Genomic DNA, 26199 nt, shown 5'->3' with positions numbered 1-26199 from the left:
TTTATGACTAAGCCTTTAATTTCCATCATTATTCCTGTCTACAATCGTGCTCATTTAATTGGAGAAACGTTAGAAAGTATTTTAGTACAAACCTATTCGAATTGGGAGTGTATTGTTATAGATGATGGTTCAGTAGATAACACAGAAGGTATTGTAGGTGAATACGTAAAAAAGGACAATCGTTTTCAGTTTCATAAAAGACCGGACAATAGAGTTAAAGGAGCTAATGCTTGTCGGAATTACGGTTTTGAACTTTCTAAAGGAGAATGGATTAAATGGTTTGATAGTGATGATGTACTTCTTAAAAATGCTATAAGTACAAATAGCTCTTATTTTAATAGCGAATTTGATGTTGTCATTTCATCTTTGGAATACGTTGATTACAGAGGGATCAAAATGGATAAAAAACACAATTTTATTTCAAAAAACACAATCGAAGATTATTTAATCGGAAAAATTACTTTTTTTACTTTTACACCAACTTGGAGGCGAATGTTTTTGATACAACAACTATCTCTTTTTGACGAAAACATATTTAATTTAGACGATTGGGATTTTAACTTGAGAATGTTGTACGAAGATCCTTCTATTGCGTATATAGAGGAACCTTTAATTCAATATAGAATTCATGCAGATTCGCTTTCACATGAAATAGGCAAGTTAAATTTTAAAGAAATCAGGTCTGAAATGCATGCACGAGCGAAGCATGTCAACTTAATAAAGCAAAATAAGAGGGCCGATATAACTGTTTTGAAAAAATTTATAATTGGTCGCTATAAATATTTTTTTAAGGAGGCAATGGTACAAAAAAATGATTATCGTCTTTATTACTTAAAAAAAGTATTGCAAAAAGAACTGCAAATATTAGACTTTAAAGGAATATTTAAAACACTATTTGGCTCTGTTGTATTTTTGGTTTTTAATAAAGGATATAAATTATTAAAATGAGAATCCTTTTTATATCAATGCCATCCATCCACGTCATTCGCTGGATTGAAAATCTAAAAGATACTTCTTTTGAATTGTATTGGTATGACATTCTTGGAAGAGGAAAGTTGGAGACTTTAGAAAATGTCCGACAATTGCTAGAAACTTCAAAAAGAAAAATTCCGCACATAAAGGGGGAATTTTTTCTTTCTAAAAAAATGCCCGGATTTTATTCGTGTATTCGCCCTTTTCTTGAGGTTACGGAAAATGAAGCCCTCGAAAAAATTATCAGAGAGATAAGTCCAGATATAATTCATAGTTTTGAGATGCAGTCCTGTTCTTATCCAATTGTCAAAACGATGAATAAGTTTCCAAATATCAAATGGATATATTCTTGTTGGGGCAGTGATTTGTTTTATTTTCAGAAGGATAAGAAACATAATGCAAAAATAAGAAGTGCGCTTTCAAGAATAGATTTTATACATACAGATTGTCTGAGAGATTATCAGATTGCCAAAGAATTAGGGTTTAAAGGGAAACACTTGGGTGTAATTCCGGGCGGAACAGGTTACAAATTAGAAGCGTTGGATAAGTTAAAAATCCCTTTCGAAGAAAGGAGAATAATTCTTGTGAAAGGGTACCAACATAAATTTGGAAGAGCTCTTAATGTAGTGAAAGCATTGCAGAAAAAATTACCCAATTTGAGTCAATATGAGGTAATTATTTTTGGAGCACATCCGCAGGTCATAACCTACGTAAAACAGAATAATCTTCCCTTTACGGTATTTGACAGAGATGAATTATCGCAAAATCAGGTAATGGAATTGATGGGAAAAGCACTTTTGTATATTGGAAACAACATTTCAGACGGTATGGCAAATACAATGCTTGAAGCAATAGTTATGGGAGCCTTTCCAATTCAATCTAATCCAGGTAATGTTTCGGCCGAAATTATTGAACATGGCGTTAATGGTTTTTTAATTCAGGATCCTGAAAATGTTGAAGTTATTGCAGCGTTAATTATTCAAGCAATTGAGAATAAAGAAATGTTGGTTAATGCGAATAAATTAAATGAAAAAATTGCTTTGGAAAAATTAGATTATGTCCTTAATCAGCGAAAAGTAATAGCTTTATACCAAAATATTGAAATAAATTTCTAAATGCGAATAGGCTTTAATCCGAATAAAGATAAACCACAGGAATCAAATGATTTTTTTCATCAGATTGTAATTCCTGTTTATATTCCCGATCAGGAAGGATATTTTAAGGAAAGTTTTAAAATTTTGCAATATTGTCTGGAATCAGTATTCAAGACTGTTCATCAGAAAACGTACATTACGGTTGTAAATAATGGGAGCCATGATGATGTGGTTGAGTACTTAAACGAGCTTCAAAAAGACGGAAAAATACAAGAAGTAATCCACTCTACAAATATCGGAAAGCTAAATGCTATTGTCAAAGGTATTTCAGGACATGATTTTACTTTTATTACCGTTGCTGATTGTGATGTTTTGTTTTTAAAAGACTGGCAAAAAGAGACTTACGCTGTTTTTGAGATGTTTCCAAAAACGGGGACAGTTTGTCCAACTCCATCTTCGAGGTCTCTAAAAAGTTATACCTTTAATATATGGTTTGAACTGCTGTTTTCAAAATCACTTCGTTTTAGAAAAGTTAAGAATCCCGTGGCATTAAAGGCTTTTGCGGCAAGTGTCGGAAAACCTAATATGTATAGTAGTTTGCATCTCGAAAAATATCTGACGGTTGCAAATGGTAATTTTAAAGCTGTTCCCGGAGCAGGTCACTTTTTAGCAACATATAGAAAAGAAGTTTTTGAAAAAATGGAGATTAAACACTCCGCCTTTATGCTTGGAGGAGATAGTGAAGAAAAATTTCTTGATCTTCCGGTAGTGAAGAATGGAATGTGGCGACTTTCAACCGAGGATAATTTTGCTTACCATTTAGGAAATGTAGAAGAGAAATGGATGCAGGAAACCTTGGAACAAATAAAACCGAATGATTTTTTTCCTGTTGAACCACCTGTTTTAAGAAAAATAAAATCATCGGAAATTGCATTTTTATTAAAATATAAAGTATTCTCAAGGATCATTACACAAAAAATGATATGGCAATATTGTCTAAAGCTAAAAGGACTTTCCCGAGAAGAAGTACTCCAATATACCCGGAAATATGAATAATCCGGCGCAAGTAATTCTGATTTCTCAAACCTCTCTTCCTTATAGTAAGATTGGGAGTTGGACGACTCTGTATAAAAATTACCTCGAGAACAATCATAAAATCGATTATATCATATGTCCGAAACCGCAAAAATTGTTTGATGGAATACAATACCATTTTGCAAAACTTACGTTCTGGCACAAATTGCAACGTAAATTTCTGAAGTGTAAAAATCTGGAATATTTTGTGGCTCTTGATAAAATAATTGACCCCAAGCAAAAATATATCATCCAGGTTGTTGATAATTATGGAATGGTTAAGTCACTTAGAAAACATCTTGTTTCAAAAGGAATTGAGAAACAATGTTACATCCAGTTTTTTTACCACGGTTTTTCACCCTATACAAAATCAGGTTCTGGTCAGGATTTTTACGAAATTATTGATGAAATGATCTTGTTAACGATGGACAGTTATAAAGCGCATCAAAAAAACAATATTATACTTCCAAGCCATTTTTCAATTTTAAATAACGGAATTGATACAAAGAAGTTTAAGAAAGTTTCTGAAACCGAAAAAATAAAATTAAAAGAAGAATTAGGCTTTGGCAATAAAAAAACCTTCGTTTGGTGTTCGCAAGACCGACCAAAAAAAGGACTGGACTTAATTTTAGAGGTTTGGAGAAAAATCTATTCCGTTGAAAAGAAAATACAATTAGTTGTGATTGGTTGCGATCCAAGACAAAAAATGGAGGGAGTGGTTTTTCTGGGGAAAATTCCAAACGAAGAACTTCCAAAATATTATCAGGCTTCTGATTGTTATCTTTTCCCTACTTTATGTCAGGAAGGTTTTGGGCTTAGCCTGATAGAAGCTTTGCATTGTGGGAATTATTGCATTGCATCTGCTTTTGGGGGTGTTCCGGAAGTGCTGCACTACGGGAAACTTGGAAAGCTAATCGAAAATCCTCATTTTATTTCAGAATGGGAAACGGCAATAAATGCATTTTTAGAGGGAAATATTAAGCTTCCTGAATTTTCAAATGAATTGTATGCTATGGAGAATTGGAATATAAAAATGAACCAGATTATTGATCAGGCAAAATGCAGACTGGCAAACAGTCAAATAGCATTATGAGAATAGAGCAGTTAACCTTTACCAGATTTCTGGCTGCAGTTTCAGTTGTTGTTTTTCATTACGGTGGAAAAAGCTTCCCTTTCTACAATGAGAATATTGCTTTTATATTTCGCAATGCTGACGTATGTGTTAGTTATTTTTTTATTTTATCAGGTTTTGTAATGATACTGGCCTATGGAAATAAAGCTTTTATTTCAGCGGGAGATTATTTAAAAAACAGGCTGGCCAGGATTTATCCACTTTATTTTTTGGCTATACTGATTATGCTTTTACTGCAATTCAGAGAAAAAAATATAGACTATTGGGGTTTGTTCTTAAATGTTTTTATGATTCAGGCCTGGATTCCAGACAAAGTTTTATCTGTTAATCCGCCAGGATGGTCGCTGTCTGTTGAATTACTTTTTTATGCCATCTTTCCTTTTGTATTCAATAGATTCCTCAAAAAAATGACCTTGGAAAGAATTACGGTCGTTATTGTTTTGTTTTGGGTTTTGAGCCAGATCATCTTTCAGCTGTATTTTTTCAGGTACGAAGAAAATCAATTAAGCATTATCAAGGATGTTTTGAAATACAATCCGTTACTGCATTTGAATGAATTTCTAGTCGGGAACCTCGCCGGATTGTTTTTTATTAGAAATTTAAAAGAGAAAAAAGGCAACTATGATTTCATCCTTCTGATATTGGTCGCTTTATTAATTTTGGGATTAAAATTTCCACTAGGTTTAAATTTTCATAATGGATTATTAGCAGTGCTTTTCATTCCGATGCTGTTTTTTATTTCGTTAAACAATGGAATCATAACAAAGCTGTTCAGGAATAGAGTCTTTGTATTCTTGGGAGAAATTAGTTTTGGAATTTATATTTTACAACATCCGATTTATGCTTTAATAAGTGCTTATAGTGTTAACAAATACCTGCATATTAGTGATCCAACAATTGTCTTTTTTCTAAGGCTTTTTATCTTGATAGTCTTTTCTTCAGTAGCTTATATTTATTTGGAGAAACCAATTCAAAGTAAAATAAGAATTCGAAATAAGGCTGCCCTTCAGATAAAAAATGCCTCTTGACAGCTCTGGCCTTGAATTTAGAGTGTTTTTTTGATCTTGGAAGTAATTACAAAACAATAAAATTAAGTAATAGATTAGATTTAATGAAGAGCCTTGTAAGTATTGCATATCAGGTATGCTGATTTTGGTTTCTTCCATAACTTATATTTATCTTGAGAAACCAATTTTAAACCAATTGAAATCAAAGAAAAAAGGTTGGCACTTTCTGAAAATGCAGTTTGATAAAAATAAAAAAATTATGAAAACTATAGCTATTATTCCCGCTCGGGGAGGTTCAAAGAGAATTCCGGATAAAAACATTCAGATTTTTGGAACATTGCCTTTAATAGTACATTCTATTTTATATGCTCAGCAAAACGATACCATAATTGACGAAATTTATGTTTCGACAGATAATGTCGAAATAAAAAAAACAGCCCTGCAGTTTGGAGCAAAGGTAATTGATCGACCTGCCGCAATTTCAGGTGATTTAGAGCCCACTGTTTCAGCATTAAAACATGTTTTGGAATCTATTGAAAGTAATGACATCGAAAACGTAATTTTACTGCAAGCCACTAATCCGTTGCGCCCAGGGAATTTGTTAGCAGAAACTTTCAAAGCCTATCAAAAAGAAAACGTTGACAGTCTATTTACAGTGACCAGAAATCATCAGAAATTTGGAAAAATCACTAATAAAAAGTTTACTCCGTTTAATTATACTATTGGACAACGGAGTCAGGATTTAGAGCCTCTTTTCTTCGAAAATGGATTGTTATACATCACAAAAGCATCCTTAATTTTGAATGATATTATTATTTCAGAAAATGCATTTCCGTTCGAAGTAAATCATATTTTTGCACAAGTTGATATTGATACTCCGGAAGATTTGGATTATGCGGAATATCTGTTTCAAAAACGATTACAACAATAAAAACAATTCATTTTATGAATCCATACATAGAAATTGCCGGTAGAAAAATCGGAACGGTTTTTCCACCTTTAGTTATTGCCGAAATCGGAATTAATCACGAAGGATCTCTTGAGGTTGCCAAAGAAATGGTTGATGCAGCACATAGAGCAGGAGTTGAGGTTGTAAAACACCAGACGCATATTGTTGCAGACGAAATGAGTGGTGCTGCCAAAAAAGTAATTCCCGGTAATGCAGATGTTTCTATTTATGAAATCATGGAGCGTTGTTCTTTAAATGAAGAGGAGGAACTGGAACTTAAAAATTACGTTGAAAGTAAAGGCATGATCTTTATTTCAACACCTTTTTCACGGGCAGCAGCAGAAAGATTAAAGAAATTTGACATACCGGCTTATAAAATTGGTTCAGGAGAATGTAACAATTATCCCCTACTGGAACATATTGCTTCTTTTGGGAAACCGGTTATTTTGAGCACAGGTATGAATACGATTGAAAGTATTCAAAAAGCGGTGGCTATTTTTGATAAACATGCGATTCCCGTTGCTTTGTTGCATACGACTAACCTATATCCAACACCAATTCATTTGGTTCGTTATGGAGCCATGACCGAATTGCATGAGGCATTTCCTGATAAAGTTTTCGGATTGAGTGATCATACCTTAAATAATAATGCCTGTTTGGGAGCTGTTGCTCTTGGAGCCAGTATTTTAGAACGCCATTTTACAGATCATATGCAACGCACAGGTCCGGATATTGTTTGCAGTATGGATGAAAAAGCTTGTGGTGAATTAATTGTTTCGAGTGCCGAAATTGCTTTAATGCGCGGGGGAACAAAAAAACCGGCACTAGAGGAGCAGGTAACTATAGATTTTGCTTTTGCAACAGTTTGCGCGATTGCACCAATTAAAAAAGGAGAAAAATTATCAAAAGAGAATATCTGGGTAAAACGTCCCGGTACAGGAAAAATTCTGGCAGAACATTTTAGTGATCTAATTGGAAAAGTGGCAACAAGAGATATAGAAAACGATGAGCAGTTAGATTTTTCTGATTTTCAACACTAAAAAAAGCTATGATATCTATTGTTATTAGAAATAAAAATGAGGCAAAAGCTCTTGAGAATATTTTGTCTATTATTACAAATGTATATTCCGGAGACTATAAAGAAATTATAATTGTAGATAATTATTCGACAGACAATAGCGTAGAGATAGCCTTAAAATACAATTGCAGGGTGGTAAATCTAAAAGACTTTACCTACGGCAGAGCAATAAATGTGGGGATCGAAGCTGCGATAACCAAATATGTTTTATTGTTAAGTGCCCATGCAATTCCGGTTGGCACGAGTTTCTTTAAAAATACGTTAGCTGCTTTAACTGCCAATGAAAATATAGCAGGAATAAGATATATTAATAGTATAGAGAATTATAAGCGAGCAGTAAAAAATAATTTTAAAGTACTAGAACCTCTTGATAGTGGTTTAATGGCCGCCTGTGCTTTAATAAATAAAGAAGTGTGGGCGCAGTTTAAGTTTAATGAAGAGCTCGTTGCGATTGAAGATAAAGAATGGTCCGACCGGGTAGTTAAGAACGACTTTCAAATAATAGATTTGAACGAAACTTATTTTTATTTCATAAAAAGGACGGTAAAAGGAAATATTGCGAGATATAAAAACGAAACCATTGCCTCGAATGTATTACGACAAAAAGAGTTTCTCAGTACAACCGTTATTTGGGGTTCGTTTTTAAAGAATATACTATTTGCCAATACCAAAAAATATTTTGAATCAATGAATCGTGAATTCTTGCTTTTGAAAGCCAAAATTGAAATTCAAAAACAGTCCAAAAAGAAAGCTTCGAATTAATGAAAAAAATCCTTTTCCTAACCGGAACCCGAGCCGATTTTGGTAAAATAAAGTCGCTGATTTCAATTCTGGAAGAACAGCCGGAATTTGAAGTTTATGTCTTTGTGACCGGAATGCATCTGCAGGAAATTTATGGGTATACCTTAATCGAAATTGAGCGCTGTAATTTTAAGAATGTATTTACTTTCGAAAATCACACGCACGAAACCACAATGGATTTAACTTTGGCCAAAACAATCGAAGGTTTATCCAATTACTGTAAAAAGATCAACCCCGATATGATTGTGGTACATGGTGATCGTGTAGAAACACTTGCAGGAGCTATCGTAGGGTCTTTAAATAATATTTTGGTCGCTCATATTGAAGGAGGAGAAGTCTCAGGAACCGTTGATGAATTAATCCGTCATAGTGTTAGTAAATTAAGTCACATTCATTTTGTGTCGAATAAAGAGGCCAAGAGAAGATTAATTCAAATGGGAGAAATAAAAGAATCTGTTTTTGCTATAGGTTCGCCCGATATTGATATTATGTTCTCTGATACACTACCCGATTTAGAGATCACCAAGAAATATTATGAAATTCCGTTTCAGGAATTCGCCATTGTGATGTTTCACCCCGTAACGACGGAATTTCAATCCATGAAAGAATATGCAGCTACTTTTGTCGATTGTTTACTGGCGGATGATCATAATTATATTGTCATTTTTCCAAATAATGATTTAGGGAGTCAATTTATTTTAGATTCCTATGAAAAGTTAAAACAAAATACAAGATTCAGAATTTTCCCATCTCTTCGTTTTGAATACTTTCTAACCTTGCTAAAAAACAGCCAGTTTATTATAGGCAACAGCAGCGCCGGAATTCGCGAGGCACCTTATTATGGAATTCCAATCATTAATATCGGAACCCGTCAGCAGAATAGGGCCGTTCATGCCGACATTATCAATACAGATTATGCTTCCGAAAGTATAAAAGAAGCATTATCGGTTATAGATTCTCACGAAGTTCAGGCTTCTACTACTGATTTTGGACAAGGAAATAGCAGCAAATTGTTTTTGGATTCACTAAAGAAAAACGATATTTGGCAGCTGAATCACCAAAAGCAGTTTAAAGATTTTTAATGAGAAACAATAAGGTTTTTAGTTTAGGATACGCGGGGATTGGGTTACGAAATTTTGCGTCTGCCATTTTTTGTGAATTTGGTTTTGAAAATAACAGCGTTGTTTTATTTTGGAATACGAGTGCCTTTCAATTAAATGAACTATCAAGCTAAGGAAAAGTAAAATGAAACAGTTTTTTCGAAGAATAGCGTGGACAATCCTGGGAAAGGGATATTTTGACTTTTTAAAAGGTCAAAATAAAACCTATTTGCATAAGGCTAAAAATGTTTCTATAGGCTATAAAACCTATCATAATGGAGCATTTGTCTGGCAATGGCATCAAAATTCAGCATTAGAAATTGGAAAATACTGTTCTATAGCCAATGATGTGAATTTTATATTAGATTCAGGGCATCATACGATAAGTGAGGTCACAAGTTATCCGCACTTCAATCACCTTGTCAATAAAGAGTTACCGATCGGTAGCAGTACCCAGTCTGATTTTAAAAGAAATATTAGAACAGAGGAAAGTAAAACCATAGTCGGCAATGATGTGTGGATTGGAATGAATGCCATAATTTTGCCCAATGTAAAAATTGGAGACGGAGTTACAATCTTGGCAGGTACAGTGGTTACAAAAGATGTTCCGGATTACGCAATTGTTGGAGGAATTCCCGGAGCAATTGTAAAAATGAAATATGATCTCGATACCATCGACAAAATGAAAAAAATACAATGGTGGAATTGGAGCCCCGATAAAGTAGAAGAAAACGTAGGAGATTTTTATATTTCGATTCATGATTTCACTACCAAGTGGTTTAAGTAATTCATTGTAGCCATAAATAAATAGCATTTGCATTTTAATAATTAATTCAATTTATGTTTTTTAACTCCTTAGCGTTTGCTATTTTTTTACCAATCGTCTTTTTTCTATATTGGTTTGTTTTCAATAAAACCAAAAGCACCCAAAATGCCTTATTGATCGTAGCGAGTTATTATTTCTATTCGTGTTGGGACTGGAGATTTTTGTTTTTATTGGTTTTCTCTACATTTCTGGATTATTATACCGGTATTCAGATCGAAAAAGGAAGATCTGAAAAAAGCCGAAAATTCTGGTTTTGGCTTAGTATTTTAGTCAATTTAGGATTTCTGGGGATTTTCAAATATTACAACTTTTTTGCAGCTTCTTTCGCAGAATTATTAAGTTCGGCGGGAGTTAAGGCAAGTCCGATTTTATTAGAGGTTATACTTCCGGTAGGAATTTCATTTTACACTTTTCACGGACTATCCTATGTTATTGATATCTATTACAAAAGAATAAAAGCAGAATACAATTTTATAGATTATTCTCTTTTTGTAAGCTATTTTCCGCTTTTAGTGGCAGGACCAATAGAGCGAGCCACACACTTACTGCCACAGGTAAAAGTAAAACGAGAGTTTAATTTTCAACTGGCAAAAGAAGGTGTTTATCAAATCATTTGGGGTCTGGTAAAAAAAGTAGTTATTGCAGATACCTGTGCAACCTATGCCAATGCTATTTTTGATAATTATACAGGAATGAATTCGTTCTCTCTTATTTTGGGAGCCATATATTTTGCATTTCAAATTTATGGAGATTTTTCAGGCTATTCCGATATCGCATTGGGAGTTTCGAAATTGTTTGGTTTAGACTTGTTACGAAATTTTAATTATCCTTATTTTTCCAGAGATATTGCCGAGTTCTGGCGTCGCTGGCATATTTCTTTATCGTCCTGGTTTCGCGATTATTTATACATTCCATTGGGAGGAAGCAAAGGCGGTCTTGGGATGAAAATCAGAAATACATTCATCATTTTTGTGGTCAGCGGATTTTGGCACGGAGCCAATTGGACTTATGTAGTTTGGGGATTTATAAACGCCGTGTATTTCCTGCCTTTACTTTTGTCAAACAGTAACCGCAATAATATGGATGCAATTCAGCTGAAATTCAATTTCGATTCCGTAAAAGTACTAATGAGTATTCTTTATACTTTTTTACTAACCTGTGTTGCTTGGGTGTTTTTTAGAGCCAGATCTATTACAGACGCAGTTTCTTATTTAAAAAGAATAGTTACAAACAGAGATTTCAGCTTTCAATATTTAGATAACGAACGTTACAGCTACGAATTGTTAGTAATGATTGGCTTGTTTGTTTTGGTTGAATGGAATAACAGGAACAAAATTGAACCACTTTCTGGAAAAAGAAGCATGCTTAAATTGGCATTGGCCATCGTGGCTATACTAGCTTTCGGAACCTATTCAGATTATAAAGAATTTATATATTTTCAGTTTTAATGAAGAATTTTTTAATTTATACAGTCAAAATTATATTCGTAACAGCTCTTGTAGCGGTTATACTGGACGGATTGTATACCGTTGTTTTTATGCAATCAAAAAACCGTGGTAAGGTCGAAACGGTTGTAAATTCTGAAGCTAAAAAATATGATGTCGTAATCCTAGGCTCTTCTCGTGCCAATAACCATTTTGTCCCACAAATGTTTGAGGATAAAGGATTGAAAACATTTAATTACGGAATGAGCGGGGGACATTTGTTTGAGGCTTCATTGATGTTAAAATTGATGATCGAAAGAAAATATGTGATTAAGAATGTAATCTTAGAAGCCGATTTAAATCTTTCCGGAGAGGAGAAGTCCGAGGGGATTTCGGCCTTGTTTTTACCCTACATTCACAATTCTGAAACGATAAAAAAACATTTTGAAAACGAAAAAGATTTCAATGAGTTGTATTACCTGCCTTTTTATCGCTATATAAAGTACGATGGCAAAATTGGATTTAGAGAGGCTTTTTTTACGGCAATTCATAAAAAAACATCCATGCTGGATAATTCAGGATATTACCCTTTGTTCAAAACAAAAAACGGGAATATGAAAAACAATATTGTTAATCTGAATCCACTGCCTCATAATAAATACTACCAAGAGATTAAGGATATCTGCAAAGCCAATGGCATTAATTTTATAGCGGTAATGACACCAATGTGCGAGAATGTTAAAGGAATGAACTATTTCGACAAAGTAAAAAAGGCCTATCCTGAAATTCATAATTATGAAAATGTAGTAGTCGAAGACAAGTATTTCTCATCCTGTGGACACATGAACGATACCGGAGCAAAGATTTTTACGGCGAGAATTATAAATGATTTTTTTGGTAAAAAGTAACCAGACCAGTTTTAAGAATTATAAGTTAATGATTGAATTTTTGAATGGAGAAGGATAAAATTTTATTGCTCTTTCCCGATGGAGTCGGAATTAGAAATTATCTGTATTCTAATGTCTTTAAAGATATGGAAGAGGATTTAGTGTTGTTTCATAATTTTGATCCTGAAACGGTAAATGCGATTAAAGATAATGTAACAATTGATGACGAAATTACTATTCCGGCTTACAAAGAATCTGCTAAAGAGAAATTTTTAAGAGAATTAATTTGCCTTTCCAGACTCTATTATAATACTCAAAAAGTAAAAAACACTTCCTTATTGACCAATTGGAATTGGAATCAAAAGACATTTTCGAAAAAGGTTTTTTATAAACTAATTGAGATGGCAGCTCCTTTTTTTAAAGAATACTCCAATATTCTCAAATTAGAAGAAAAATACCAAAAAGCAATCCGTCAGAATATTTTTTACGATGAGGTAAAAAATATACTAAAAGAGGTACAGCCAAAAACTGTTTTTTGCTCGCACCAACGTGCGCTGAAAGTAGCCACTATATTTGCCGCTGCGACCGATCTGGGAATTAAGACAGCAACTGTAATTTATTCCTGGGATAATTTGCCAAAGGCAAGAATGGCGTTAAGAGCAGATAATTATTTGGTATGGTCCGCTTACATGAAAAAAGAATTAGAGCTGTATTATCCTGAAATTCCATCAGAAAAGATTGCTATTACTGGAACTTCTCAATTTGAGTTTTACGAAGAGAAAAAAAACAGTATTGACAAAGAGACTTTTTACAAGAGCTATAATTTAGATTTAAATAAAAAAATCATTTGCTTTTCCGGTGATGATACAAAGACATCTCCCGATGATCCGGCGTACTTAAATGATATTGCTGAAGAATTGATAAAAGCTAATTTACAGGATGAATATCAAATTTTGTTCAGAAGATGTCCGGTAGATTTTTCAGGCAGATATGATGCTGTTGTACATAAATATAAAGATTTGATAAAAGAAGCCGCTCCTTTGTGGTATTTTAATACTACAGATGAATGGAGTACAGTATATCCATCGGTTGACGATGTGAAGTTGTTGGTTAGCACTGCTTTTTACTCGGATATAGTGGTGAATGTTGGATCGACTATGGCTTTTGATTTTGCCATGTTCGGCAAACCTTGTGTCTTTATTAATTACGATCAGCCAATTAAAAATGTGAGGGATTGGTCGGTAAAAACGATTTATCAATTTCAGCATTTCAAGAGTATGCCTAATAAAGATGCCGTAATTTGGCTGAACAATAAAGCGGAAATTGTAGAAAAGCTAACGCTTCAAAAGAGTTGTAGCTCGCAGATGATTGAATGGAAAAAAACAGTACTGGAAGATTATAAAAATGCCTCAATGAGAATAAGGGAAATCATTAAAGCCAATTAAAATGCACATCTGTTTTTTAACAAATGAATATCCAAAAGAAGGATTCCCTCATGGCGGGATAGGTAGTTTTGTAAAGACTCTGGCTGTAGCATTGGTGAAAAGAGGAATTCATGTTTCGGTAATTGGGATTAATTATACTTTAAATGACGAGACCGAAATTGTAGACGGTGTGCATGTCTATCGTTTAAAAAGAAGTACTTTAAAAATGATTTCCTGGTATTTTAATTTTAAAGCAATTAACAAAAAGATAAAAGAAATTCACCAAGATAATCCGATCAATATAGTGGAGTCTTCTGAGTTAGGTCTTGCTTTTATCAGTAAAATAAAGACTATAAAATACATCATCCGACTTCACGGAGGTCATCATTTTTTTGCGGAAAGCGAAAATAGAAAAATCAATAAATGGAAAGGATTTCAAGAGAATCGATCGTTTAAAAATAGCGATGCTTTTATTGCCGTTTCTCAATATGTAAAAACGCACACCGAAAAATATTTAAGTTATAATGGGAAAGCTATTGCCTATATTAACAACCCGATAAACACAACATTGTTTCAGCCAATAGTAAAAGAAGTTCCTGAATCGAAAATTGTCTTTGTAGGTACGGTTTGCGAGAAGAAGGGAATTCGTCAGTTAATACAAGCTTTTCCATTGGTGAAAAAAGAATACCCTGAGGCAACTTTAGAAATATATGGCAGAGATTGGTTTTTTCCTGACGGTAGTTCTTACCTGCAGCTATTGAAAGAAAAAGAGTTGCCGCAATTAGGAGAGCTTGTAAAAGACATTCATTTTCATGGAGCAATTCCATATACAAATATACCAGTAGTGTATTCAGAAGCTACAGTTTGTGTATTCCCGTCTCATATGGAAACACAGGGGCTAGTCGCACCGGAGGCGATGGCTATGGGAAAAGCCGTTGTTTTTACCAAATTAGGCCCCGGGCCCGAGACAATAGAAAATTATAAAACAGGCTTGTTATGTGACCCACATAACCCAGCAGATATAGCTCAAAAGATTATTTGGACTTTTGATAACAAGGAAAAATCAATTGTAATGGGGAAAAAGGCCAGAGAAGTTGTACTTGAAAAATATGGTTTAGAGAATATTGTTCTTCAGAATATTGATTTTTATAAGATGGGAATTTTAGGTAACGAATAAATGAAAACAATTTTAATAGCACATAATTATACCGAAAGTTCATTTTCTTTTATGAGTTATTATTTAGCTCGTGATTTAACACGTGCGGGCAATAATGTTGTATTTATTTCGCACAACCCTTTTTTTAACAAACCCTTCAAAGAAAATATCGGAGAAGGAGAGCTTTCCGTTTATTCCTGGCCAACAGCAAACAGACCTGTGAAATTTAAGGATGCGCTTTGGTTCGCTAAACTCTATTGGAGATACAGGCCAACTGTACTAATAAGCCATTTTGTAAATGTTAATATCACCACCATAGTATCTAAAATACTTTCACTGGGTAAGATTAAAACATTTCCCTATTATCATACATTGTCTACTCAGATTCAGCAAGATGTTTCGAGTTCCTCTTTGAAAAGGAATTTCAAAAAATACAGAAAGAAACTGCTTTATAAATGGTTTGCAGATCAGGTTATTTGTCCTTCGGACTTAGCCAAAGAGGATCTGGAACACTATTTTGGCTGCACAAAAGGAATAAAAGTTGTGAATCCGATGAAAGACAGATTTAATGGAAAAAGTACTTTAAATTCAGACTCTATTGTAGTATCTTATTTAGGGCGGCTCGAACCATCAAAAGGAGTTATTGATTTAATTCATGCTTTTTTAGTTTATAAAGAGAAATTTAAGACATCAAAAATTATTTTGAATATTGCAGGCAGCGGTAGTCAGCACAAGCAAATTGAGGAATTAATAGGTAACGATGTCAAGATTAATTTTGTTGGGGCCTTAACTTATAATGAAATTGATAAATATCTCAATGAAAGTCATTATACTATTATACCTTCCAAATTTGATAATTTACCAACAGTGGGTTTAGAATCGATGATGAATCAGACTCCTTTGCTAATTTCAAATACCACAGGACTTTCTACAGAACTGGAAGAGGGGATAGATTGCTTTAAATTTAATCCTACTAGAGAAGAAATGGCTTTGCTTTTTGAAAGAGTAGAAAACAGTGCTGAAAATCAATATGAGATGGGGATTAAGGCAAGGAAAACATTTGTAGAAAAATTTGGTGTTGAAACCTATAGCGCAATGATGAAAAAAATAATCGAAAGAAAGTAAGGGAAATCCAATTGCATCCGGAATACTATTTAAAAGAACCCTTTCTTTCACAGAAAAAGCTCAGAATCTATGAATTTTACAATCATCACCCATGTTCTCCATAAAAAGGAAGAGACTCATTTGTACGGCTATGGTCCGTATGTCTGGGAGATGAATATTTGGTTTAAATATGTAGATCAGGTCAGTATTGTCGCTCCTTTACTTAAAGATAAAGTCGGCAACATTGATTTGGCTTATCAACACCCCGAGCTTAATTTTCAGGAAGTGCCTGCTTTGGCATTAACTACGCCTGTTGGTATTTTAAGGAGTCTTCTTTTTTTGCCCTTGGTATCGTGGAGGATTTATAAAGCAATGCAAACTGCAGATCACATTCATTTGCGTTGTCCGGGAAATATGGGTTTGTTGGGATGTCTGGTGCAGATTTTATTTCCGAATAAAACAAAAACAGCCAAATATGCAGGTAATTGGGATCCAAAAAGCAAACAACCGTTGGCGTATCGGATACAAAAATATATTTTAAGCAATATTTTTTTGACCAAAAATATGCAGGTTTTGGTTTACGGAGATTGGGAAAACCAATCTAAAAATATAAAGCCCTTTTTTACAGCGACCTATTCAGTATCTGAGAAGGAAAGCATAGAAAAACCAAGCCTTGATCCAGTAATAGAATTGATTTTCGTCGGAAGCTTAGTTAAAGGTAAAAATCCGATGTACGCAATACGACTGGCGGAGAAACTGATTAAAAAAGGTAAAAACGTCGTTTTGAATATCTATGGAGAAGGAGTTGAAAAAGAGATTTTACGGGACTATATTAAAGTAAATCAATTAGAAAACCATGTTTTATTGCACGGTAACCAAAACCAGGATATCATAAAAAAAGCATATAAAAAAAGTCATTTTGTAGTACTGCCATCTAAAAGTGAAGGCTGGCCTAAAGCGATAGCCGAAGGTATGTTTTGGGGATGCGTACCTGTTGCAACCAAAGTTTCGTGCGTTCCTTTTATGCTCGATTATGGAAACAGAGGGATTTTGTTGGATATGGATTTAGAGAAAGATGTAATTCAACTGGAAGAAATACTGGAGAATGAAAAAGCTTTTTTTTCCAAAAGCAAGCTGGCACTGGAATGGTCACAGAATTATACTACAACTGTTTTTGAAACGGAGATTAAAAAGATACTCACAGAATGAGAATTGTACAGCTTATAGACTCTTTAGAAACGGGTGGAGCAGAGAGAATGGCAGTAAATTATGCTAATGCTCTGGCTAAGAAAATTACTTTTTCGGGATTAATTGCAACCCGGAAAGAAGGGCTGCTTTTAAGTCAGATAGACGAAAAAGTGTCTTATTTATTTTTAAAGAGAAAAAAGAGTGTAGATTTTAAAGCTGTTTTTCAGCTGAGAAAGTATCTGAAGAACAACAAAATTGATATTATTCATGCGCATAGTTCTTCTTTTTTTATTGCTGTTTTAGCAAAAATAACGCTTCCGAGAGTAAAAATTATCTGGCACGATCATTATGGAATCTCTCAGGATCTAACTTTAAGAAAGAGCTTAAGTCTTAAATTTGGCTCTGTTTTTTTTAAGGGTATTATTTCAGTGAATACTGCATTAGAAAAGTGGGCAGCATCGTATTTGTTTTGTCCTGATATTATATTTCTTCCTAATTTTATTGAGAAGTCAGTAATTTTAAATGAAAAAATATCCTTATTTGGATCCGAGGGAAAGAGAATTATTTGTGTTGCGAACTTACGTCCTCAAAAGAATTATGAATTACTGTTAAATGTAGCCCGTTCAATAAAAGATAAATTTCCGGACTGGAGTTTTCATCTATTCGGCAAAGATTTTAAAGATTTATATGCGGACCGATTAAATAAAATGGTAGCCGAATTTAAACTTCAGGATACCGTCTTTTTTTACGGTGCTGTAAAAAATGTGGGCAGTGCTTTAGAACAATGTGATATTGCGGTCCTGCCTTCTTTTTCTGAAGGGCTTCCTTTAGCCGTTCTGGAATATGGATTGTACAAATTACCGGCTGTTGCAACAAATGTAGGCGAGATTTCCAAAGTGATTACTTCTGAAAAGGAAGGACAGATTATTGAATCTAATAATAGCAATCAATTTATCGAAGCCATTCAAATCTTGATAGAACAGCCAAATTTAAGAACAGAAATGGGGTTGAATTTGAATAAAAGAATCCTGTCAGATTATAGTGAAGATGCAATAATAAAAGAATATATTTTTTGGTTGCAATCTTCAACTAATTTTGTGGTGAAAAATACCAATTAAAATACCAATGAAAAACCCGAAACTAATATACATATACCTTCTCGTCATTCATGCAGCAATTGCTGTGTTGGTTTTTATTTTACCGTTTACCTCAAAGATATACGCTTTGTCAATCTGCACTTTTGGACTTATTTACATAGTGAAAAATAAAAACAAAAATAATGAAGTTCTGATAATGTCGGCATATGTTATTACAGTTGAGGTGTTTTTAAGGATGACAAACGGTGCTATTTTAAATGAATTTGGTAAATATGCTGTTATACTCTTTATGTTTATTGGGATCATCTATTCCGGTTTTTCGAACCGGGCATTTATCTACTGGATCTTTTTTATTTTACTTATTCCAAGTGTGATTTTATCTGTTTTTTCCTTAAATATGGATACAGACATCAGGAAAGCAATTGTTTTTAATATTTCGGGACCAGTTTGTTTAGGGATTTCGTCTATTTACTGTTTTCAGAGAAGAATAACTTTCGACAGATTAAAGGTGGTGATAACGGCCTTGGCTCTGCCTCTGGTTTCTATTGCTGCTTATCTTTTTATGTATTCTCCAAGTGTGAAGGATGTTGTAAGAGGAACAGATTCTAATTTTGCAACTTCAGGTGGATTTGGCCCCAATCAGGTATCAACTATTTTAGGCTTAGGAATTTTTGTGTTTTTCGTACAACTATTATTGAACTCTAAAAGTAAGTTGCTCATAGCGGTTAACGGTTTTCTTGTCCTCGTTTTTGCTTTTAGGGGAATTGTTACTTTTTCAAGAGGAGGGGTAATGACCGGTATTGTAATGATTGTTTTGCTTCTAATTGTCTTGTACAAACAAGGAAATGCAAAGTCTAAGGCGAAAGTTGGTTTAGTAATCATCCTTACATTTCTGGCAGGAGTAGGGGTCTGGGGATACTCGTCAATGCAAACCAGTGGATTGATTAATAAAAGATATGCTAATCAGGATGCAGCAGGAAGAGAGAAAAAGAGTAAATTATCGGGTAGAGAAGTTCTTATCGCTTCCGAATTTCAAATGTTTCTTGATAATCCTATTCTGGGAGTAGGGGTAGGAAAGAATAAAGAAATCAGAGAAGAAGAAACAGGTATTGAAGCGGCTTCTCATAACGAGATAACCAGGATGATGGCTGAACACGGGACTTTAGGCATAATAGATTTACTGATTTTATTGTTTACTCCGTTATTGTTTTTTGTAAATAACCGTCAAAATGTATTTGTGCTTTCATTTTGGGCGTTTTGGCTATTAACAATTAATCACGCGGCTATGCGATTGGCAGCTCCGGCCTTTATATATGCTTTAGCGCTGCTTTCTGTTCAAATTAACATTCCTGAAAAACCTGAACATTCACTGGATTAAATCCTTTTTTTTATAATACATTTGTTGCGAGTTAATTACCCCAAATTAAACTATAGAATAAATGTTTTTAAATAATAAAATTCATTTCGAAATATCGGAACGGAAAGTACTACTTCATATTTTAGATGCTATTTCGGTCTTAAGTGCACTTTTTTTGTTGAGTGTTACTTTTGATTTTAAGTATTTTGAGTTTTCAAGCGCAAATTATTACTGGGAAATTGTATTGATTTTTTACATTTACATGTTCGGATCTATCTTCGAAATGTATAATTTACAGGTCGCAAGCAACCAGCTTCAGATTCTTAAGAGTACTATATTTACTACCAGTACAACAGTAATTGTGTATTTGCTGACCCCGATTTTATCGCCGGAATTACCGAAACACAGAATCGCAATTGTGGTATTTTATTTTGCAATTCTCTTTTCATTATTAGCCTGGAGATACCTGTATGTTTATTTTTTGGCTTCTCACAGATTTGTACAGAACGTAGTTTTAATATGCAATCAGAATCAGGTCGAAGAATTGGTTTTAGGGCTTGAAAATGTTGATCCTCATTATAAAATTGTGGGTTTCGTAAACTCAGATTCGGTTGTTCAGGAGGATTTGGGTTTTCATTACGTAAAAAAAATCAAAAGAGAAGATCTGGAAGATTTTGTTTCTAAACATAATATCTCAGAGATTGTGATAGCCTCCCAGAATACGGATGGAATAACAACTGAGTTGTACCAGAAGCTACTTCATTTATTAGAAGGCGGAAACATAATTCGGGAGTATACACAAGTTTACGAAAGCAAAACGCAGCGTATTCCGGTACATTATATTTCAAGAGATTTTTATCGGTTTTTCCCTTTTAGCCGAAGCAATAACAATAAGTTGTATTTGTTTCAGGTTCGTTTTTTCGAATTCTTTTTTTCGTTCGTTGGACTGATAATCTGCTGTATTTTTATTCCTTTCATTTTTATCGGAAATTTGATTGGGAATAAAGGGAGTTTGTTCTACACCCAGGAAAGAGTAGGTAAAAATGGAGTTGTTTTTAAAATATACAAATTTAGAACAATGGTCGAAAACTCAGAATCTGATGGAGTGGCTTTTGCAACTTCAGGGGATAGACGTGTTACTCCGTTTGGAAAATTTATGCGCAAATCCAGAATAGACGAATTACCACAGTTTTTCAATGTTATTATAGGAGATATGGCCGTAATTGGACCAAGACCCGAACGTCCGTTTTTTGTGGATGAAATTGCCCAGAGAATGCCTTTTTATGAAACAAGACACGTTATAAAACCCGGCCTTACCGGTTGGGCACAAGTCAATTATTCTTATGGTGAATCGATAGAAGAAAGTCTGATAAAATTACAATATGACCTGTATTACATCAAACACAGAAGTGTTTTTCTGGATTTGAGTATTACGTTTAAAACCATTACCACAATTGTGTTTTATCGCGGACAGTAATTTAGATGATAATAGGAATCCGTTTTTTGTTTCGGATTGCTACTCGTACTAAAACAAAGCCACTCGTTAGTATCATTGGCAAAACAATAAAGAAATGTGCTTTATTGATCATGAAGATGGTATAAACGATTAGAAAAAGCAGATGTAAAACTGTAAAACGATAAGTCCATTTTTTGTTTTTGATTATAGAAAGAAATAGTAGAATCAACAACAGCGGACTGAATAAAAGCACATTATAATTCATCGATAGTTCCAGATGAAAAGAATAAAATCCAACAGAAACAAAAAAGATTCCCATTAACGACAAAATTAAAAGATAGATTTTGTCTACTATCCTGTTGTGTACTAAAATTACAAAGGCAAGTACAATAAGGTAAGTGTAAATGTTGTTCCACCAGGATGTTGGTGTTTCTTTTTCAAAACTCAAAAGTGTTTTACTTGCGCTGGCCAAAGGACGATTTTGAAAAGTAGTTTTTTCTAAACTGTTTTTCAATTCAAACGGTAAAAAGATGCGGGTTCCCAATTGGTCAACTTTGGTTCCGAAAATAATGCTCGTTCCTAACTTTTCATAAAAATGTCCGTCAAAATAAGGATACAGTATTGATCTGTATGTGATATCAGTGTCGCCTTTTTTGGTAATCGTGTTTTTTCCTAAAGTGGTATTGATTACATCTACAACCATCGAAGTGCAGTTTTTATCAATAAATTTATAAGTATAAAAACGATCTTCAGAAAGCAGTGTTGTATTTAGTTTGTCAAAAAGTCTTTGTTTTAAATCCGATGAAATAAGTAATTCCTGCTCGTAAACACTTCGTTTTTCATAGTTGTAGTTGTCAATAAATTCAGCGTACGAGTGGGCAATAACAAAATACTGCAAATCTCCTTTTGTAAATTTTGCAACAAAATTAGGAGTACTAAAATCAAAAGCACCATAATTATAGACAACATCAATATTGGTTAAAGGATCGGAAACGCGAATGGCAGTGTGTCCAAAATATGAATACGTTTCGTTGCCAAGACCGCAAGTAATAACGCTTACTTTAGCTTCTTTTGACAAGGGTACATTTTGGCTAAAACCAATAGTAGAACTTAATAATAATAAAGTAAAAAACGTTATTTTAAAAATGACTTTCTTCATGATTTAAAATTTTAAGAAGTTTAAAGGTTTGTAATTATTATCTAAAGATACCTAAATCTACTTTTATCGAAAAAATATTAGAGTACAAAGCAGTACTTTGATTACCCAAATCGGTCAAAGCATAATCTACCTGAATACCTTTATATTTAAATCCTAATCCTATATTCGGTTGAAAACTTAGTTTTTCGGTATTGTCCAATTGTGTTACATTCTGAAAATTTCCGGCTCCGGCTCTTAAGAAAACCAAGTCTGTATAACCGAATTCAAAACCTACTGCCGGATCGATACTTACAATTTTGGAGGAAATAATATCATGTGTTTGCTCAAAACGCATATTAAGATTGGTCGCAATTAAAAGGCTGTAGTCGTAATGAAAATCTATTTTTCTGGACACGCCCAATTGCGCTTTTGGCAACGTGATTTCGGTACTTTCGGGCAAGGTATTGTTCTCTCCCGGAATAGCGTCTGAGATTTTTTTATATTCTTCCTCATCAATATTCCAGACATTATAAGTAGTAGTGATGTCCCGGAGCATTAAACCAAATTTCCAGTCGTTTCTTTCAAACTGAAGTCCAAAATCGAAACCAAATCCCCACGAGTTCGCAAATTTTCCAATAATACGGCGAATTACTTTTGCATTTACCCCATATTGAAATCCTTCTATAGGCAATTTTCGGGCGTATGAAAATGTAAAACCATAATCTGCTGTTGAAAATAAGCGTATTCGGTTGTAATCAATATTCCCCTGATTGTCGATTAGTTCGGTCGTGTCCAGAATGTCATCAACACCAAAACGAATCATCGAAATTCCCCAGGCACTTCTGTCATCAATCGGACTCGCATAACCGATATAGTCGTATTGCGCAATGTTGGCAAAATAATTGGCGTGCATTAAGGAGATCTGGTGATCTTCGAGATGAGTCAGACCGGCAGGGTTCCAGTAAACGGAGTTTACATCATTTGTAGAGGATACAACAGCGCTTGACATCCCAAGTGCAGCAGCGTCAACGCCGATATTCATAAACTCATTCGAGTATTTTCGAATCGTTTGTGCATAGTGCATAGTAGAGCTCCAAAATAGTAAAAGCGCGAAAAGTTTCTTCAACGGATATTTTTTTTGTAAACCGGGGTCTGTTTTAAATTTTATCAAAAATATAATATTTTAATCATCTAATTTGTTGATTTTGATAAATATTACAAAACTCAAAATTTTAGACAAAAAACTCCTTAAAAAACGTGTTTTGGATGCAGTTATTGTACTAAATTTGTTGCTCACTATTATCAAAATTTAGTACAGATGAATATTAAAAAACACATTCCTAATTTAATTACATTAATCAATCTTTTCTGCGGTTGCATAGCAGTTGTTTATGTTTCAGAAGCCAACTATCTTATGGCTTTTTACATGGTTTGTTTAGGAATATTTTTTGATTTTTTCGATGGCTTTTTTGCCAGATTATTTAAAGTTTCCAGTCCGCTTGGGTTGCAATTAGACTCTTTGGCCGATATGGTAACCAGTGGAGTTGTGCCGGGTTATGTTATGTTTACTTTATTTACCAATAGTGCACACGATTTAGGGACAAATGCCTTTATTCCGTTTTTAGGATTTATAGTAACATTAGGTTCTTGTTACAGATTGGCTAATTTTAATATTGATACACGTCAGACAGATTCTTTTATTGGTTTGCCAACACCCGCGAATGCCTTGTTTATTTTGAGTTTGCCTTTGGTATTGAAATTTTCAGATTCTTTGATAGTACTGGAAATTCTGACTAATCAATGGGTTTTGTTAGTGATCGCTTTATGTAGTGCTTATATTATGAATGCCGAAATACCATTGTTTTCTTTAAAAGTAAAGAAAATGAGCTTAAAAGAGAACGCGCTTCAAATCGTGTTTTTGTCAATTTGTCTTGTACTGTTATTTTTACTTCAGTATAGTGCGATTCCGGTAATTATACTTTTTTATGTACTACTATCAGTGGTAAACAATACGTTTTTGAAAAAGTAGTTAGTTTTTATTGAATGAAAAGAAAACCGGCCAAAAGGACAAATAACAATCGAAAATCAAATTCAGGTTCTTCGATCGGTAAATTATTTCGGTACCTGACTATTTTTGCTTTTATTGGACTTTTTCTGACGGCGGCCTATCATTATCGCAGAGGATTGGCCTATTATTTAGGGTTTAAATCACATAAGGTTTCAGAAAAAGAAATCGAGGACAAACGACTTTCGGATGTTCGGAACTTTCAGGTTCTGGCCAAACGGGAAGGGAAATCAGTTGGTGTGGATGTATCTGAATACCAAGGAAAAATAAGTTGGTCTTACGTAGATACTTTAGAGCAAAAATACCCGATAGATTTTGTGTTTATAAGAGCAACTGTGGGCCGAGACAGAAAAGATTTCCAGTTCAAACGAAATTGGATTGGAGCCAAAGAAAACAAAATGATCAGAGGGGCTTATCATTACTATCGTCCCAATGAAAATTCAATAGAACAGGCAAATCTCTTTATTAAAACCGTAAAATTAGAAAAAGGCGACTTGCCTCCGGTTTTAGACATCGAGAAACTTCCTAAAAACCAATCTCTGGACAGTCTGAAAAAAGGCTTGAGACGTTGGTTGCTCAAAGTAGAAGAGCACTACAAAGTTCGCCCGATTATTTATAGCGGTGAAAGATATTATGCTGATTTTTTGAAAGAAGAATTCAGCGAGTATTTGTTTTGGATTGCCAATTATAATTTCTACCGTGAAAGAATAGAGGAAGACTGGCTCTTCTGGCAATTTACAGAGAAAGCAACTGTACCGGGCATAAAAACCACAGTTGACGTTAATATCTATAATGGAGACTTACAACAATTGCAGTTTATTACAGTGGATTAGTTTTCAGTCTCAGTTTACAGTCTCAGTTTACAGTCTCAGTTTACAGTCTCAGTTTATAGTCTCAGTATTCAGTGACTGAGACTGAATACTAAATTAAAACTCCAGCTTCTTCTTACGTAACTCGAAGTTTTGTCCGAGATAAACACGACGAACCATTTCATCTTCTACCAGTTCTTCCGGTATTCCGGCTTTTAGGATTCCTCCTTCAAACATTAAGTACGTTTTATCGGTGATGGCCAAGGTTTCTTGTACGTTGTGATCGGTGATTAGAATTCCGATATTTTTATTTTTTAATTGCGCTACAATTCTTTGGATATCCTCCACGGCAACCGGGTCAACACCTGCAAAGGGTTCATCCAGCAGAATAAACTTAGGATCTGTTGCCAATGCGCGCGCGATTTCTGTACGACGACGTTCCCCTCCCGAAAGTAAGTCCCCTCGGTTGGTACGAATATGTTCCAGACTAAATTCTTCAATTAAACTTTCCATTTTTGCAATTTGCTCTTCTTTAGAAAGTTTAGTTAATTGTAAAACACTTAGAATGTTATCCTCAATGCTTAATTTTCTAAAAACGGAGGCTTCCTGCGCCAAATAACCAATTCCCTGCTGTGCACGCTTGTACATTGGATAATCGGTAATGTTCAGGTCGTCCAGATAAATATTGCCCTGATTTGGTTTTACCAATCCTACAATCATGTAAAAAGAGGTTGTTTTTCCGGCACCATTTGGTCCCAAAAGCCCAACAATTTCCCCTTGATTAACTTCAACGGAAATTCCTTTAACAACACTTCGGCCTTTGTAAGTTTTGATTAAATTATCGGCTCTTAGCTTCATTTTTTTTAATTAGATAATGTGAAAATTAGATCATGAGATACTTTTAAAAACTAGCTCAATCTATTTTAAAAATTTGATTTGAAAGGACAAAATAAAAACAAAATAATCAATCAGATAAATCAATTAACAAATTATTGCATTTTTGAAATTATCGAAAGTATATGCTAAAAGTACATAATTAGACCATTTATAAAATTATCTCA

At 34.0% G+C, this 26199-nt stretch carries 24 protein-coding genes; 21 read left to right on the top strand and 3 right to left on the bottom strand.

Features of this window, described 5'->3' with window-relative positions:
• The first annotated feature begins 3 nt into the window (after positions 1–3).
• The 19 genes from ACHRV5_RS17995 to ACHRV5_RS17905 all read left to right on the top strand — a co-directional run bounded on the left by ACHRV5_RS17995 (position 4) and on the right by ACHRV5_RS17905 (position 21147).
• Positions 4–948 carry a glycosyltransferase family 2 protein gene (locus ACHRV5_RS17995; RefSeq protein WP_395427691.1) on the top strand — a complete coding sequence of 315 codons (945 nt, stop codon included), beginning with the start codon at positions 4–6 and terminating at the stop codon, positions 946–948.
• The gene (locus ACHRV5_RS17990) at positions 945–2087 is read left to right on the top strand and encodes a glycosyltransferase (RefSeq protein WP_395427690.1); all 1143 of its coding nucleotides are present in this window, start codon (positions 945–947) and stop codon (positions 2085–2087) included. The genes ACHRV5_RS17995 and ACHRV5_RS17990 overlap by 4 nt, the downstream gene beginning before the upstream one ends.
• Positions 2088–3122: a glycosyltransferase family A protein gene (locus tag ACHRV5_RS17985; RefSeq protein WP_395427689.1), complete on the top strand. Its 1035-nt coding sequence runs from the start codon at positions 2088–2090 to the stop codon at positions 3120–3122.
• Positions 3115–4233 carry a glycosyltransferase family 4 protein gene (locus ACHRV5_RS17980; RefSeq protein WP_395427688.1) on the top strand — a complete coding sequence of 373 codons (1119 nt, stop codon included), beginning with the start codon at positions 3115–3117 and terminating at the stop codon, positions 4231–4233. The genes ACHRV5_RS17985 and ACHRV5_RS17980 overlap by 8 nt, the downstream gene beginning before the upstream one ends.
• The gene (locus tag ACHRV5_RS17975; RefSeq protein WP_395427687.1) at positions 4230–5300 is read left to right on the top strand and encodes an acyltransferase family protein; all 1071 of its coding nucleotides are present in this window, start codon (positions 4230–4232) and stop codon (positions 5298–5300) included. The genes ACHRV5_RS17980 and ACHRV5_RS17975 overlap by 4 nt, the downstream gene beginning before the upstream one ends.
• A 238-nt stretch (positions 5301–5538) precedes the next feature.
• Positions 5539–6210, top strand: a complete 672-nt coding sequence (locus tag ACHRV5_RS17970; protein WP_395427686.1) for a cytidylyltransferase domain-containing protein — start codon at positions 5539–5541, stop codon at positions 6208–6210.
• 14 nt (positions 6211–6224) lie between these two features.
• On the top strand, positions 6225–7268 hold the full coding sequence (neuB, locus tag ACHRV5_RS17965) for an N-acetylneuraminate synthase (RefSeq protein ID WP_395427685.1): 1044 nt from the start codon (positions 6225–6227) through the stop codon (positions 7266–7268).
• 8 nt (positions 7269–7276) lie between these two features.
• On the top strand, positions 7277–8068 hold the full coding sequence (locus ACHRV5_RS17960) for a glycosyltransferase family 2 protein (protein ID WP_395427684.1): 792 nt from the start codon (positions 7277–7279) through the stop codon (positions 8066–8068).
• On the top strand, positions 8068–9189 hold the full coding sequence (neuC, locus tag ACHRV5_RS17955; protein ID WP_395427683.1) for a UDP-N-acetylglucosamine 2-epimerase: 1122 nt from the start codon (positions 8068–8070) through the stop codon (positions 9187–9189). Before ACHRV5_RS17960 ends, neuC begins: the two co-directional genes overlap by 1 nt.
• 163 nt (positions 9190–9352) lie before the next feature.
• Positions 9353–9994 carry a CatB-related O-acetyltransferase gene (locus ACHRV5_RS17950; RefSeq protein WP_395427682.1) on the top strand — a complete coding sequence of 214 codons (642 nt, stop codon included), beginning with the start codon at positions 9353–9355 and terminating at the stop codon, positions 9992–9994.
• Positions 9995–10047: 53 nt separating this feature from the next.
• Positions 10048–11481 (top strand): MBOAT family O-acyltransferase, encoded by a 1434-nt coding sequence (locus ACHRV5_RS17945; RefSeq protein ID WP_395427681.1) that lies wholly within the window; start codon positions 10048–10050, stop codon positions 11479–11481.
• Complete coding sequence (locus tag ACHRV5_RS17940; RefSeq protein ID WP_395427680.1) at positions 11481–12365, top strand: hypothetical protein; 885 nt, start codon at positions 11481–11483, stop codon at positions 12363–12365. Before ACHRV5_RS17945 ends, ACHRV5_RS17940 begins: the two co-directional genes overlap by 1 nt.
• 44 nt (positions 12366–12409) lie before the next feature.
• Positions 12410–13789 (top strand): UDP-glycosyltransferase, encoded by a 1380-nt coding sequence (locus ACHRV5_RS17935; RefSeq protein WP_395427679.1) that lies wholly within the window; start codon positions 12410–12412, stop codon positions 13787–13789.
• Between the two features lies 1 nt (position 13790).
• Positions 13791–14945: a glycosyltransferase family 4 protein gene (locus ACHRV5_RS17930; RefSeq protein WP_395427678.1), complete on the top strand. Its 1155-nt coding sequence runs from the start codon at positions 13791–13793 to the stop codon at positions 14943–14945.
• Positions 14946–16049 carry a glycosyltransferase family 4 protein gene (locus tag ACHRV5_RS17925; RefSeq protein WP_395427677.1) on the top strand — a complete coding sequence of 368 codons (1104 nt, stop codon included), beginning with the start codon at positions 14946–14948 and terminating at the stop codon, positions 16047–16049.
• A 69-nt stretch (positions 16050–16118) separates the two neighbouring features.
• The gene (locus tag ACHRV5_RS17920) at positions 16119–17237 is read left to right on the top strand and encodes a glycosyltransferase family 4 protein (RefSeq protein WP_395427676.1); all 1119 of its coding nucleotides are present in this window, start codon (positions 16119–16121) and stop codon (positions 17235–17237) included.
• Entirely contained in the window at positions 17234–18334 is a 1101-nt protein-coding gene (locus ACHRV5_RS17915) for a glycosyltransferase (protein WP_230003254.1), read from the top strand. The genes ACHRV5_RS17920 and ACHRV5_RS17915 overlap by 4 nt, the downstream gene beginning before the upstream one ends.
• Before the next feature lie 7 nt (positions 18335–18341).
• A complete protein-coding gene (locus ACHRV5_RS17910) occupies positions 18342–19691 on the top strand; it encodes an O-antigen ligase family protein (RefSeq protein ID WP_395427674.1) in 1350 nt (449 codons plus the stop codon).
• 61 nt (positions 19692–19752) lie between these two features.
• Positions 19753–21147 carry an exopolysaccharide biosynthesis polyprenyl glycosylphosphotransferase gene (locus ACHRV5_RS17905; protein WP_395427673.1) on the top strand — a complete coding sequence of 465 codons (1395 nt, stop codon included), beginning with the start codon at positions 19753–19755 and terminating at the stop codon, positions 21145–21147.
• A 1-nt stretch (position 21148) separates the two neighbouring features.
• Here ACHRV5_RS17905 and ACHRV5_RS17900 read toward each other — a convergent pair whose 3' ends face one another.
• A complete protein-coding gene (locus ACHRV5_RS17900) occupies positions 21149–22285 on the bottom strand; it encodes a DUF4105 domain-containing protein (protein ID WP_395427672.1) in 1137 nt (378 codons plus the stop codon).
• A gap of 37 nt (positions 22286–22322) precedes the next feature.
• Positions 22323–23306 carry a PorV/PorQ family protein gene (locus ACHRV5_RS17895; protein ID WP_395427783.1) on the bottom strand — a complete coding sequence of 328 codons (984 nt, stop codon included), beginning with the start codon at positions 23304–23306 and terminating at the stop codon, positions 22323–22325.
• A gap of 276 nt (positions 23307–23582) precedes the next feature.
• Between ACHRV5_RS17895 and ACHRV5_RS17890 the strand changes: the two genes are divergently transcribed.
• Together ACHRV5_RS17890 and ACHRV5_RS17885 are read left to right on the top strand one after the other, a co-directional pair.
• Positions 23583–24293: a CDP-alcohol phosphatidyltransferase family protein gene (locus ACHRV5_RS17890; protein ID WP_395427671.1), complete on the top strand. Its 711-nt coding sequence runs from the start codon at positions 23583–23585 to the stop codon at positions 24291–24293.
• Positions 24294–24307: 14 nt separating this feature from the next.
• A complete protein-coding gene (locus ACHRV5_RS17885) occupies positions 24308–25162 on the top strand; it encodes a glycoside hydrolase family 25 protein (protein ID WP_395427670.1) in 855 nt (284 codons plus the stop codon).
• Positions 25163–25255: 93 nt separating this feature from the next.
• On the opposite strand, the gene lptB is transcribed toward ACHRV5_RS17885, so the two are convergent.
• Positions 25256–25996 carry an LPS export ABC transporter ATP-binding protein gene (gene lptB / locus ACHRV5_RS17880; protein WP_026982881.1) on the bottom strand — a complete coding sequence of 247 codons (741 nt, stop codon included), beginning with the start codon at positions 25994–25996 and terminating at the stop codon, positions 25256–25258.
• Between the last annotated feature and the right edge of the window lie 203 nt (positions 25997–26199).

It is taken from the genome of Flavobacterium sp. FlaQc-52, assembly GCF_044007495.1.
In the GTDB taxonomy this organism is placed as follows: Bacteria; Bacteroidota; Bacteroidia; order Flavobacteriales; family Flavobacteriaceae; genus Flavobacterium; species Flavobacterium cupriresistens.
The sequence above is the reverse complement of the archived record's forward strand: the minus strand, read 5'-3'. Positions and strand labels throughout refer to the sequence as shown.